The sequence below is a fragment of the Sphingomonas psychrotolerans genome (assembly GCF_002796605.1).
GTDB classification, from domain to species: Bacteria; Pseudomonadota; Alphaproteobacteria; order Sphingomonadales; family Sphingomonadaceae; genus Sphingomonas; species Sphingomonas psychrotolerans.
The window spans coordinates 3,270,272-3,281,151 of sequence record NZ_CP024923.1; the positions used below are offsets into that span (position 1 = coordinate 3,270,272).

The 10,880-nt window shown below is 66.5% G+C and carries 13 protein-coding genes; 2 read left to right on the top strand and 11 right to left on the bottom strand.

Going from position 1 to position 10,880, the window contains the following annotated elements:
• Positions 1 to 37: 37 nt before the first annotated feature.
• Together CVN68_RS14690 and CVN68_RS14695 are read right to left on the bottom strand one after the other, a co-directional pair.
• A complete protein-coding gene (locus CVN68_RS14690; RefSeq protein ID WP_100282863.1) occupies positions 38 to 694 on the bottom strand; it encodes a COQ9 family protein in 657 nt (218 codons plus the stop codon).
• Positions 694 to 1,644: a DMT family transporter gene (locus CVN68_RS14695; RefSeq protein ID WP_100282864.1), complete on the bottom strand. Its 951-nt coding sequence runs from the start codon at positions 1,642 to 1,644 to the stop codon at positions 694 to 696. Before CVN68_RS14695 ends, CVN68_RS14690 begins: the two co-directional genes overlap by 1 nt.
• A 58-nt stretch (positions 1,645 to 1,702) precedes the next feature.
• Between CVN68_RS14695 and CVN68_RS14700 the strand changes: the two genes are divergently transcribed.
• On the top strand, positions 1,703 to 2,812 hold the full coding sequence (locus CVN68_RS14700) for an alkene reductase (protein ID WP_100282865.1): 1,110 nt from the start codon (positions 1,703 to 1,705) through the stop codon (positions 2,810 to 2,812).
• Here CVN68_RS14700 and CVN68_RS24035 read toward each other — a convergent pair.
• The 8 genes from CVN68_RS24035 to gltX all read right to left on the bottom strand — a co-directional run bounded on the left by CVN68_RS24035 (position 2,800) and on the right by gltX (position 9,016).
• On the bottom strand, positions 2,800 to 3,051 hold the full coding sequence (locus CVN68_RS24035; RefSeq protein WP_233503368.1) for a hypothetical protein: 252 nt from the start codon (positions 3,049 to 3,051) through the stop codon (positions 2,800 to 2,802). The two genes, CVN68_RS14700 and CVN68_RS24035, sit on opposite strands and share 13 nt — an antisense overlap.
• 228 nt (positions 3,052 to 3,279) lie before the next feature.
• A complete protein-coding gene (gene ribH, locus CVN68_RS14710; protein ID WP_100282866.1) occupies positions 3,280 to 3,699 on the bottom strand; it encodes a 6,7-dimethyl-8-ribityllumazine synthase in 420 nt (139 codons plus the stop codon).
• The gene (gene ribB, locus CVN68_RS14715; protein WP_100282867.1) at positions 3,699 to 4,835 is read right to left on the bottom strand and encodes a 3,4-dihydroxy-2-butanone-4-phosphate synthase; all 1,137 of its coding nucleotides are present in this window, start codon (positions 4,833 to 4,835) and stop codon (positions 3,699 to 3,701) included. Before ribB ends, ribH begins: the two co-directional genes overlap by 1 nt.
• Positions 4,822 to 5,430, bottom strand: a complete 609-nt coding sequence (locus CVN68_RS14720) for a riboflavin synthase (RefSeq protein ID WP_100282868.1) — start codon at positions 5,428 to 5,430, stop codon at positions 4,822 to 4,824. Before CVN68_RS14720 ends, ribB begins: the two co-directional genes overlap by 14 nt.
• Entirely contained in the window at positions 5,430 to 6,374 is a 945-nt protein-coding gene (ribD, locus tag CVN68_RS14725; protein ID WP_407695551.1) for a bifunctional diaminohydroxyphosphoribosylaminopyrimidine deaminase/5-amino-6-(5-phosphoribosylamino)uracil reductase RibD, read from the bottom strand. The genes CVN68_RS14720 and ribD overlap by 1 nt, the downstream gene beginning before the upstream one ends.
• On the bottom strand, positions 6,371 to 6,718 hold the full coding sequence (locus CVN68_RS14730; RefSeq protein ID WP_100282869.1) for a hypothetical protein: 348 nt from the start codon (positions 6,716 to 6,718) through the stop codon (positions 6,371 to 6,373). Before CVN68_RS14730 ends, ribD begins: the two co-directional genes overlap by 4 nt.
• A gap of 87 nt (positions 6,719 to 6,805) precedes the next feature.
• Positions 6,806 to 7,384, bottom strand: a complete 579-nt coding sequence (locus CVN68_RS14735) for an energy transducer TonB (protein WP_233503370.1) — start codon at positions 7,382 to 7,384, stop codon at positions 6,806 to 6,808.
• Positions 7,385 to 7,681: 297 nt separating this feature from the next.
• Positions 7,682 to 9,016 (bottom strand): glutamate--tRNA ligase, encoded by a 1,335-nt coding sequence (gltX, locus tag CVN68_RS14740; RefSeq protein ID WP_100282870.1) that lies wholly within the window; start codon positions 9,014 to 9,016, stop codon positions 7,682 to 7,684.
• A gap of 104 nt (positions 9,017 to 9,120) precedes the next feature.
• Here gltX and CVN68_RS14745 point away from each other — a divergent pair, with 104 nt between their 5' ends.
• Entirely contained in the window at positions 9,121 to 10,056 is a 936-nt protein-coding gene (locus CVN68_RS14745; protein WP_100282871.1) for a ribose-phosphate pyrophosphokinase, read from the top strand.
• Between the two features lie 3 nt (positions 10,057 to 10,059).
• Here CVN68_RS14745 and CVN68_RS14750 read toward each other — a convergent pair whose 3' ends face one another.
• The gene (locus CVN68_RS14750) at positions 10,060 to 10,812 is read right to left on the bottom strand and encodes a sulfite exporter TauE/SafE family protein (RefSeq protein WP_100282872.1); all 753 of its coding nucleotides are present in this window, start codon (positions 10,810 to 10,812) and stop codon (positions 10,060 to 10,062) included.
• Between the last annotated feature and the right edge of the window lie 68 nt (positions 10,813 to 10,880).

Genomic DNA, 10,880 nt, shown 5'->3' on the forward strand with positions numbered 1-10,880 from the left:
TAACCTGCGGGAAGTGCTATAGGGGATGTGCCGGAGTTCAGACCACCGGGTAGCGCAGCCGCCCGATGAAGCGCGACAGGCTGGGCCGATTGGCGGTGCGGGCGAGGAAGCCGGCCTTGGCCTTTTCGAACTTCATGATGCCCTCGATCCGGCGGGCAAGGAATGCGCGGGTCTCGGCATGGTCCTGGCCGTCGTCCTGCAGGAACACCGCAATCGTTGCCGCATAGATCGCGCCGAGCAGCGCGCGCTTGGTATAGTGATTGTAATCGGTCGCGGTGTCGCCGGCGAGCCGCCACATGATGTCGGCCGAGCGCCAGCCGAGCTTTGCGGCGCGCACGGCATTTTGCGGCATGGCAAGGACCGCGATCGCGCGGCGCAACGCCTCGCGATTGGCGGCCAGTATCTCGAGCCGCGTCTCGACCAGCGCCGTAATCCGCGCGCGGATCTTCATCGCGGCGAGCGCATCGGGCGTGAAACGCGCAGCCATCGCCCGATCGACGCTGGCGAACCAGGCGTCGATCATCGCGACCGACCCGGCGGAAAAGGCAAGCCGCGCGACGTCATGATCCACGCCGAGGCTATCGGCGGCGGCATCGAGGGCGGCATTGTTCCAGCCATCAAAGGCGGCGTTGGCGGCGATCGCCGGCGCGAGCGCGTCGCGCAGTTCGTCGAGCGTTGCGTCTGCAAGGTCCATCATGTCGATTTAGGCTCCCCGGCGCCGGGCGCAAGCGCTTGTGCCCGGGCGCGCTCTCCCGCGCCGCTCTGCCGCACCAGAACGAGTGCCGCCGCGACCAGCACCGCGCCGAACATGTCCGCCGCCGCGAGGCGCTCGTCGAAAAGCGCCCAGCCGAACGCCGCTCCGACCACCGGCTGGATCAACAGCGCGATCCCGATCACGAGCGGAGTCAGGTGGCCCAGCGCATAGATCATGCAGCCCTGACCGATCAGCTGGCTGACCACCGCCAACGCGATCAGCGGCCACCAATTGCCCGGCATCACTTGCTCGCCGAGCGCGAGCGCGAGAATCAGCAGCGGCGGGATCGTCGCTAGCGACGACAAAGCGAGCGCGGGGACAGGTGCCAGCCGCTCGCGTGCCCGCGCCATCAGAATGAAATAGATCGCATAAAGCAGGCCGGCGAACAGGCAGAACAGGTCGCCGGCGAGATGCTCGGAAGAAAGGCTCGCCGAGCGCCCGAGCAGCAATCCCCCGCCGATCGCGGCGAGCGCCAGCGCCAGTCCCTGCAGGCGCGAGGGCCACATCCTGGCAGCGATGAAGCCGTAGATCGGGAACAGCAGAGTCGCCGAATTACCCAATAGCGTGGCGTTGGCCAAAGTGGTGCGGACGATGCCGAGATGCCAGCTCGCGAGATCGGCGGCAAAAGCGAGGCCGGCGATAGTCAGCACGCCCCACAAGCCACGGGAGGACCGGACCGGCCGATTGCCCATCGCCACCGCGGCGGCGAAGAGCAAAGGAGTCGCGATGCCGAGCCGCCAGAAACCTGCGGCAACGGGACCGACATCGGTCAGGCGCACGAACAGCGCTCCCGAAGCGAGCGCGATATTGGCGACCACCAAAGCGATCAGCGCCGTCGCCGCATGGCTTCTGACGGCACAAGTTTTCCTTGGGGAGCGGACGTCCTGCATAGCGCCCTGTAGCGTCCTATCTGCAGGAGGTCACAAGTCAGTAAGGTACTTCTTTCCAATGCCCAGCCTGTTCGATCCCATCCAGTTCGGCGCGATCCATTTGCCGAACCGCATCCTGATGGCGCCGCTCACCCGCGGCCGTGCGACCCGCGCGCATGTGCCGACACCGATCATGGCGGACTATTATGCGCAACGCGCCGGGGCCGGACTGATCATCTCGGAAGCGACCGGAATCAGCCAGCAGGGGCTCGGCTGGGCCTATGCGCCCGGGCTGTGGACCGAGGAGCAGGTCGAGGCATGGAAGCCGGTGGTCGCCGCGGTGCACGACGCCGGCGGCCGGATCGTCGCGCAGCTCTGGCATATGGGCCGGCTGGTCCATCCGGACTTTCTCGGCGGCGAGGCGCCGGTGTCGGCATCGGCAAACACCGCCCCGGGCAGCGTGCGCACTTATCCGGCCGAGGATAGCGGCGAGATCAAGCGGCCTTATGCCGAGGCCCGGCCGCTGCGCACCGACGAGATCCCCGGGCTCCTCGACGATTACGAGAACGCCGCGAGAAACGCGATCCGCGCCGGGTTCGACGGCGTGCAGATCCACGCCGCCAATGGCTATCTGATCGATTCGTTCCTGCGCGACAATTCGAACTTCCGCGACGACGAATATGGCGGGTCGATCGACAATCGCATCCGGCTGCTCGACCGGGTGACGCGGCGTGTGGTCGATACCGTCGGCGGCGACCGCACCGGCGTGCGGCTCTCACCCAATGGTGAAGTGCAGGGCGTCAACGACAGCAATCCACATCCTTTGTTCGAAGCGGCGGCGGCGAAGCTCGACGAGATCGGCATTGCCTTCCTCGAGATGCGCGAGCCGCGCCCGGATGGTACGCGCGGCGTGCCCGATCATCCGCCGGTCCATCCTGTGATGCGCAAGGTGTTCAAGGGTCCGCTGGCGCTCAACGCCGATTACCATGCCGACGACGCACAAGCGGCGCTCGATTCGGGCGAGGCCGATGCGATCGCTTATGGCCGGACCTTCCTCGCCAATCCCGATCTGCCGGATCGGCTGGCGAAGAAGCTGCCGCTCAATCCGCAGCGCGAGGATTTGTTCTATATCGGCGGGGCCGAGGGCTATACCGACTATCCGCGCTGGGATGCCTCTCAGGCGGCCTGATCGAGCCCGTCGAGCCAGCCGGTACTGGCGGCCCGGAGCTGCATGCGCAGCTTCGGGCCGAACGCCAGCGCGGCAACGAGCATGATCGCCAGCGGCCAGAACCAGAAGCTCAGCACGACGAGCAATGCGATGGCGCCCGCCGCGACCCAGCGCAGGTTGAGCAGGCGCGCGCGGTTCGCATAATTCATCCGGATCGTGCGCGGGGCCTTGTCGTCGAACCAGCGCTTCGTGACGAACACGCCCGAATCGATCCCTGCTCCATCCGCTTTCGCTCCCCTCCCGCTTGCCGGAGGAGTCGGAAGGCCTGTCAGATCGCGGGGGGCGGCTCCAATAGCCCCTCCCCTGACCCCATCCGCGGGCGGGAGGGGAATTTGAGAAGAAGCCGACTTCCCCGTTCGCGTGTCGATCACTTCCAGCCGGCGCCCGCGCTCCACCACTTTGTAGCGGGGGGGCGGCACCTGCATGCGTCAGCCGAACCGGCTCTTGAGCGCGAGCATCGCCAGCGCCGCCTTGGCAGCCTCGCCGCCCTTGTCCTTCTGCTCGCGATCGGCGCGGACCAACGCCTGCTCTTCATTCTCGACTGTGAGGATGCCGTTGCCGATCGGCACGCCGTCGAGCGCCAGCGCCATCAGCCCGCGGGCGCTTTCGCCGGCGACGATCTCGAAATGATAGGTTTCGCCGCGGATCACCACGCCGAGCGCGACATAGGCGTCGTACTGCCCCGTCTCGACCGCAAGCGCGACTGCGCCGGGTATTTCGAGCGCGCCGGGCACTGTGACGATCTCATAGTCATGCCCCGCCTCCTGCAGCGCCGTGCGCGCGCCGTCGAGCAGCATGTCGTTGAGCTCCGCATAGAAACGGGCTTCGACGATGAGAATGCGGGCCATCAAACATCCGTATCGATTGCGCGCTCGCCGACGATCGACAGGCCATAGCCGTCGAGCCCGATGAGCGTGTGGTGGGTATTGGTGAGGAGGATCATGTCCTGCACGCCGAGTTCGGTGAGGATCGTCGCGCCGACGCCGTAATCGCGCAATTCGTCCATGTCCTTGGGCTCGAGCGTCCCGGCCCTGGCCTGGAGCGCGACGCTGAACTGGTCGGGGCGCGGCTTGTTGATCACCACGACCACCCCGGCGCCCTCTTCGCCGATGATCTCCATCGAGCGCCGGAGCAGCCCGCCACGACAGCCGCCTTCGCCGAAGAGGTCGCTGAACGGCGACATCGCATGCATCCGCACCAAGGTGGGCCTGGCCGGATCGATCTTGCCCTTGACGAGGGCGACCTGCTCGCTCTCGGTTGCCTTGTTCCAGAAAGTGAGCGCAGTCCATTCGCCGCCCCATTCGCTGGTGAACCGCGCCTCGGCACGCTTTTCGACGAGATGGTCGTGCCGGCGGCGATAGGCGATCAGATCGCGGATCGTGCCGATCTTGAGGTTATGGAACTGCGCGAAGGCGACGAGATCGTCGAGCCGCGCCATCGTCCCGTCATCCTTCATGATCTCGCAGATCACGCCGGAGGGATTGAGCCCGGCCAGCCGGGCGACGTCGACCGCGGCTTCGGTGTGCCCGGTGCGGACCAGTACGCCGCCGTCGCGCGCGACGAGCGGAAAGACGTGACCGGGCGAGACGAGCGCCTCGGCGCCCTTCGACGCATCGATCGCCACCGATACGGTGCGGGCGCGGTCGGCGGCGGAGATGCCGGTGGTGACGCCTTCCTTCGCCTCGATCGAGATCGTGAACGCCGTCTCGTGGCGGGTGCCGTTGTTGCGCGACATCAAGTCGAGGCCAAGCTGGTCGACGCGTTCCTTGGTGAGCGCGAGGCAGATCAGCCCGCGGCCGAACCGCGCCATGAAGTTGATCGCGTCGGGAGTCGCCATCTGGGCGGGGATGATGAGGTCGCCTTCATTCTCGCGATCCTCGTCGTCGACCAGGATGAACATCCGGCCGTTGCGGGCCTCGTCGATCAGTTCCTCGGGCGAGGACAGGAAACCGTGCTTGAGAAGGGCGAGTTCAGGCTTTGCCACGAAGCGACTCCATGCGCTGGAGATAACGGGCAAGCACGTCGATCTCGAGGTTGACCGCCTGCCCGGGTTGCAATGCTCCGAATGTAGTGACGGCGGCGGTATGGGGAATGATGTTGAGCATGAGATTTACGCCCGCAGGCGTGTCTTCCACCGAATTCACGGTGAGCGAGACGCCGTCGACGGTGAGCGAGCCCTTGGCGGCCACATAGGGGCCGAGTTCCTTGTCGGCGGCGATCGTCAACCGGTGCGAGCCGCCTTCCTCGCGCCATTCGGAAACGGTCCCGATCCCGTCGACATGGCCGGTGACGATATGCCCGCCCAGCTCGTCGCCCAGCTTGAGCGCGCGTTCGAGGTTGAGCCGACGCCCCTGGGTCCACATATCTGCGGCGGTGCGCGAGACGGTTTCGGCCGAAACGTCGAACGCGACGCGGCCAGGCGCCTTGTCGACCACTGTCAGGCATACGCCGGAGCAGGAGATCGACGCGCCGAGATCGATCGTGTCGACGTCATAATGGGTGGAGACCTCGACGCGCATGTCGCCCTGCTGCGTGGCGGCGGCTACGGTGCCGATATCGGTGACGATTCCCGTGAACATCAGTTGCTCGCGTAGACTTCGAGCCGGTCGCTGCCAAGCGTGCGCGTATCGATCAACCGCCAGCGGCCATGCGCGGCGGGCAGATCGGTGAGACCGATATCGCCGAGCGCGGCTTTGCCGCTGCCGATCAGGATCGGCGCGCGATAGAGCAGCAGGCGATCGACGAGACCTTCGCGCAGGAATCCGGCCGCGGTTTCGGCACCGCCCTCGACAAGGAGATGGTCGACGCCCTCGAGGCTGGCGATATCCGACGGACGGGTGAGGTCTCCCGTGGACGAAAGCACGAGGCGGCGCGGCGCGCGCCCTTCGAGGCTTGGCAATCGAACGTCGAGGCGAGGTCGATCGACTTCCCACGTGCGGCGGCCGACGAGGATCGCCTCGTGCCGGGCGCGTTCGAGATGCGCGTGGGCGCGCGCCTCGGGTCCGGTGATCCAGCGGCTCTCGCCTGAGGGCAAGGCGATGCGGCCGTCGAGCGACGTGGCGAGCTTGAGCGTGACGAAGGGGCGGCCCCGTACCTGCCGCGTCAGAAAGCCGGCCATCGCCGCGCGGGCGGCATCTTCCGCGACGCGCTCGATCACCACGAGCCCGGCACCGCGTAGCTTCGCGACGCCCTGACCATTGGTGCGCGGATCAGGATCCCCGAGCGCGATCACCACCCGGGCAACGCCGGCAGCGACCAGCAGCTCGGCACAGGCAGGACCGCGCGGCGAGACATGCCCGCACGGCTCCAAAGTGACGTAGCAAGTCGCGCCGCGCGACTTTTCGCCGGCTTCCGCCAATGCCATCGCTTCGGCATGCGGGCGACCGCCGGGCTGGGTCCAGCCGCGTCCGACGACGCGACCGTCCTTCACCAGCACGCAGCCGACATTCGGATTGGGAGCAGTGCGCCCCCGCGTGCGTTCCGAAAGCGCCAGCGCCGCGCTTATCCAGCGCGCGTCGCTCAGAAACCCCACGATTCGAGCTTGTCGTCGAGTCGCTTGAACTCGGCCTTCTTGGCCTCGCGCCGCTTCTTCAGCTCGGCCTGCTGGATGTGTTTCTTGGCCTGATCGATCTTCTGCTGCGCGCGGATCTGTTCGTCGGTGCGCGTGATCGGCCACTGTTCGACATAGATGATATTGCGTTCGTACGCCTTCTCGAAATGCGAATCCTTCACGAACGCCCAGAGGATCAGCAGCGTCAACGCGAGCGAGAGCGCCATGAAGCCGAGCTCGTGGCGCTTGCGCGCCGCGAGGAAGAAACGCAGGTCGCGATAGGCCACGAGCGGCGAGAATCTGTTGAGAAAGGTCATTTGCTCGGGAAGATAAGGACGCGGGGGCTCCAGGGCAAACCCCCGCGCCGGCCGGGCGCTATTGCGACCGGCATTTCGAGGCGTGAATCACTGGTTCTTGATCTCGAACCGCACGCTCAGCGTCTTCCAGCTTTCCTGCGGCACGCCGCCACGGGTAGCCGGCTTGAAGCGCCATTTCGACAGCGCCTGACGCCGCGTCGCCTCGAAAAAGGCGTCGCTGGTGGCGGTGACCGATTCGGCCGCCTTCACTCGCCCGTCCACTCCGATCAGCACCCGAATCTTGACCGCGCCGTCGCGCTGGGCGCGAAGCTCACTGGCGGGGTAGGCTGGCTGGAAGTCCTTGATGAAGCGCGGATCCTGCGCCGCGGCCATGAGCGGCGGCAACGGGGCCGGGGGCTCGCCGACGTTCGGCTCGCCGGTCGGCGCGGGTGGCAATGGCGGCTGCGGCGGATAGATTTTGTCGGTGCCGTCAATGATCGGGCCGGTGGGCGTGAGGATGATCGGCTTGGGGATCGTCGGAAGTGGCGCAGTCGGTTCCATGCGCTCCGTTTTCGGCAGTTCTCTGGATTTTTCGGGGGGTGGCACCCGCGGTTTGGAGATGTCGATGACCGGGATCGGCTTTTCCGGCCCCATGGCGATCACGTTGGGCGCGAGGTAGAAGAGCATTCCCGCGACGATCGCCCCGTTGATCGCGAAAGCGGCGCCGAAGCTGACCCCGCGCGACTGGCGCGGCATGTAACGATGTTCTGCATACATGACGTTGCACTCCATCTCCTGCGCCGGTCTGATCGCCGGCCGTTGTTATGATACAACGTTACATTCAAGCCGTAAACAGATTTCATGCGAGGACGAAATCGGCGCGCCAATCGTGACCCGGCGAAGGCGAAGCCCCGAGTCACGCGGGCGCTTGCGGTTCGGGATCCCGGCCTTCGCCGGACGACGGGGAGGACGAGTCCCGGCCGTTCAGCGCGCTGCCTGCAACCGTGCGAGCGCGGCGTCGCGACCGATCAGCGGGAGCAGCCTGGCCATGTCAGGCCCATGTTCGCGCCCGGTGAGCGCGAGCCGCAACGGCAGGAACAAGGCCTTCCCCTTGCGCCCGGTCGCTCCCTTGAGCGCGCCGGTGAGCGCATGCCACGGATCGGCCGACCAATCGATCTGCGCCGCCGTCTCCGCCGCCTGGGCCAGAAAGGGGCGATCCTCAGGCGAGAGATCGGCGGGCTCGATCGGCCCCTCGACCACGCGCCACCAGTCCGCGGCTTCGGCGATACTGGCCAGATTGGGCCGTATCGCCTCCCACGCTTCCGACGTCACGCCGTCCGGCAGGCGTTGCGCGACGGCGTCGAAACCGAGCTGGTGAACGATGCGCGCGTTGAGCTGGGCGAGCTCGGCTTCGTCGAATCGCGCAGGTGCACGGCCGAATCGGGCGAAATCGAAGCCGGCGATCAGCGGCGCGGGATCGACATGCGGTTCGACCGGATCGCTGGTACCGATTCGCGCGAGCAAAGCGACCAGCGCCTGTGGCTCGATGCCGCTCTGGCGGAAATGATCGACGCCGAGCGAGCCGAGCCGCTTGGACAGCTTGCCTTCGTTGCCGACGAGCAATGCTTCGTGTGCGAACGCGGGCGGATTGCTGCCCAGCGCAGCGAACATCTGGAGCTGGGTCGCTGTGTTCGAGACATGGTCCTCGCCGCGCACGACATGGGTGATGGCCATGTCGATATCGTCGACCACCGAAGGGAAGAGATACAGCCACGAGCCGTCGGCCCGGCGGATCACCGGATCGCTCATCGTCTTCGGTTCGAATCGCTGGGGTCCCCGGACCAGATCGTCCCATTCGATCGGCAGGTCGTGATCGAGCCGGAAGCGCCAGTGCGGGGCGCGGCCTTCGGCCTCGAACGCCGCACGCTCGGCATCGCTCAGTGCGAGCGCGGCGCGATCATAGACCGGCGGCAGCCCGCGGCCGAGCAGCACCTTGCGCTTGAGATCGAGTTCCTGCGCAGTCTCATATGCCGGATAGGCGCGACCGGCGGCGACCAGTTCGGCGAAGCGCGCCTCATAGCGGTCGAACCGCGCCGACTGGCGTCCCTCGCCATCGGGCACCAGACCCAGCCAGGCGAGATCGGCGCGGATCGATTCGACATGCCGTTCCTCCGAACGCGCGCGATCGGTGTCATCGATGCGCAGCAGGAAGCGGCCGCCATGTGCCCGGGCGAACATCCAGTTGTGGAGCGCAGTCCGTAGATTGCCGACGTGCAGCGTACCGGTCGGACTGGGAGCGAAGCGCGTGGTCACCGTCATGGCTGCCGACCTAGGCTCGACCTGCTTTAGCGGCAATGCCCCTTTGCCTCGTCCGTTCGGCGTCCTAAGGGGAGCGCCGGGACCAGCGGACGGAGCGCGCGCAGATGAAATTGATGGCCGGCAATTCGAACATGCCGCTCGCCAGCGCGATCGCGGGCTATCTCGAGATTCCGTTGACCCAGGCCAATGTCCGCCGCTTTGCCGACGAGGAGATCTTCGTAGAGATCCTCGAGAATGTCCGCGGCGAGGACGTGTTCGTGCTCCAGTCGACCAGCTATCCGGCCAACGATAATCTGATGGAACTGCTGATCATGATCGATGCGCTGCGGCGCGCATCGGCCAAACGGATCACCGCGGTGCTCCCCTATTTCGGCTATGCCCGGCAGGATCGGAAACCCGGCCCGCGCACGCCGATCTCGGCCAAATTGGTCGCCAATTTGATCACCACGGCGGGCGCCAATCGCGTGCTCTCGGTCGACTTGCACGCCGGCCAGATCCAGGGCTTTTTCGACATCCCGACCGACAACCTCTTCGCTGCCCCGGTGATGTCGGCGGACATCACCACGCGCTTTCCGGGCAAGCAGTGGATGGTGGTCTCCCCCGACGTGGGCGGTGTGGTCCGCGCCCGCGCGCTCGCCAAACGGCTCGACAACGCGCCGCTGGCGATCGTCGACAAACGTCGCGAGCGCCCGGGCGAATCCGAAGTGATGAACATCATCGGCCAGGTTGAGGGGCGCTTCTGCATCCTGATCGACGACATCGTCGATTCGGCGGGGACGTTGTGCAACGCGGCTGCGGCGCTCAAGGCCGCCGGCGCCGAGGACGTGGTCGCTTATTGCACTCATGGCGTGCTGTCGGGCGGCGCGGTCGCGCGCGTCGACGCATCGGCATTGACCGAGTTGGTGATCACCGATTCGATCGGCAACCACGCCGTGATCGCCGAAAGCGCCAAGACCCGCCATCTCACGATCGCGCCGTTGCTCGCCGAGGCGATCAAGCGCATCGCCGACGAGAGTTCGGTGTCGTCGCTTTTCGATTGAGGTTCAGGCCAGCGCTTCCCAGATCAGCGCCCCGCCGACGAGGATCATCAGCCAGTAGATCGCCGTGTAGAAGCGCTCGGGCGCGATGCGGCGGACCAGCCACACGCCCGCCACCGTCGAAACCAGCGCAAGCGGCAGCAGGACCGCTGCGGTAAGAAGATTCGCCGCGGTGAACTGGCCGAGCGCGGCATAAGCGGGCACCTTGATCCAGTTGATCGCAGCGAAGAACAGCGCGGTGGTGCCGATCAGCACGTCGCGGTCGAGCTTGCGCGGGAGCACCCATAGCTGGAAGGGCGGCTGCCCCGCATGCGCGATCTGGCTGGTGAAACCCGAAGCGATACCGAACAGTGAGCCCACCCATTCAGGCCATCGCGCGGCCTCGCGCGGCGCTCCCCTATGGCGCGCCGCCCAGAGGCGATAGGCGCCGAAAATCATGGAGATGACGCCGACTGCCGCCATGACGCCAAGCGGCGACACGCTCGCGGCAAAAGCGTAACCGAGCCAGATTCCGAACATCGCGCCGGGCATCATCCAGACGAGCACGCGCCAGTCGACGGTACGACGGAACGCCCAGACCCCGACCACATCCTGCGCAATCAGGATCGGCAGCAGGATCGCCGCGGCGCGCACCGGGTCGATCGCGAAAGTGAGCATCGGCAGCGACAGCGCGCCCATGCCCGCGAACCCGCCCTTGGCCAGCCCGAGCAAGATCACGGCGGGGATGGCGAGGGCGTAGAAATGCCAGTCGAGGATCATCGCTCGCCGGTAGCGGGTTTGCCTGCAGCGCCAAAGTGCCTATCGGACATAAGGTCAGGGAGGCGCGC

Excerpts from the sequence above, each read along its gene's own strand:
- CVN68_RS14690 (WP_100282863.1), bottom strand. The coding sequence starts at position 694 with ATGGACCTTGCAGACGCAACGCTCGACGAACTGCGCGACGCGCTCGCG.
- CVN68_RS14695 (WP_100282864.1), bottom strand. The coding sequence starts at position 1,644 with ATGCAGGACGTCCGCTCCCCAAGGAAAACTTGTGCCGTCAGAAGCCAT.
- CVN68_RS14700 (WP_100282865.1), top strand. The coding sequence starts at position 1,703 with ATGCCCAGCCTGTTCGATCCCATCCAGTTCGGCGCGATCCATTTGCCG.
- ribH (WP_100282866.1), bottom strand. The coding sequence starts at position 3,699 with ATGGCCCGCATTCTCATCGTCGAAGCCCGTTTCTATGCGGAGCTCAAC.
- CVN68_RS14720 (WP_100282868.1), bottom strand. The coding sequence starts at position 5,430 with ATGTTCACGGGAATCGTCACCGATATCGGCACCGTAGCCGCCGCCACG.
- CVN68_RS14730 (WP_100282869.1), bottom strand. The coding sequence starts at position 6,718 with ATGACCTTTCTCAACAGATTCTCGCCGCTCGTGGCCTATCGCGACCTG.
- CVN68_RS14735 (WP_233503370.1), bottom strand. The coding sequence starts at position 7,384 with ATGCTCTTCTACCTCGCGCCCAACGTGATCGCCATGGGGCCGGAAAAG.
- gltX (WP_100282870.1), bottom strand. The coding sequence starts at position 9,016 with ATGACGGTGACCACGCGCTTCGCTCCCAGTCCGACCGGTACGCTGCAC.
- CVN68_RS14745 (WP_100282871.1), top strand. The coding sequence starts at position 9,121 with ATGAAATTGATGGCCGGCAATTCGAACATGCCGCTCGCCAGCGCGATC.
- CVN68_RS14750 (WP_100282872.1), bottom strand. The coding sequence starts at position 10,812 with ATGATCCTCGACTGGCATTTCTACGCCCTCGCCATCCCCGCCGTGATC.